The sequence below is a fragment of the Haloferax sp. Atlit-10N genome (assembly GCF_003586325.1).
GTDB classification, from domain to species: Archaea; Halobacteriota; Halobacteria; order Halobacteriales; family Haloferacaceae; genus Haloferax; species Haloferax prahovense.
Window position 1 is genome coordinate 1 of the sequence record NZ_PSYX01000140.1, and the last position, 477, is coordinate 477.

The 477-nt window shown below is 56.0% G+C and carries 1 protein-coding gene; it reads left to right on the forward strand.

The window, feature by feature from the left end:
- A partial coding sequence (locus tag C5B91_RS21560) for a UDP-N-acetylglucosamine 2-epimerase (protein ID WP_147374918.1) occupies nucleotides 1–477 on the forward strand: 477 nt, incomplete at both ends.

The following is a 477-nucleotide window of genomic DNA, read 5'->3' on the forward strand; positions in this document are numbered from 1 at the left end:
TCACTGGAAATACGATCGTCGACGCAGTCGAGACCTTTGACGATGATGCTGCAACCAGCAGTCAGATTCTGAGTGAGCTCGGCGTTTCAGAAGGGCAGTTCGACCTCTTGTCCGCTCACCGAGCGGAAACAGTCGATGACCGGGAAGCGTTCGAGCGGATTCTCAGCGGCGTCGCACGAGCAAGCGCTCAGGCGAAACGAGAAGTCATCTACCCGATTCAGCCCCGAGCGAAGGACCGCCTCGAAGAGTTCGGTATTGCAGTTCCCGACCAAATTCGTCTTATCGAACCACTGGATTTCTTTGATTTCCTCAGATTAGAGAGCACAGCGGACCTGGTCTTCACCGACTCAGGTGGTGTGCAGGAGGAGAGCAGCATCCTCGGGACACCGTGTGTGACGCTTAGGTATGGAACTGAACGCCCTGAGACAGCATTTGCTGGTGCGAACTGTGTTGCCGGCCGGGAACCGAGTAGCATCA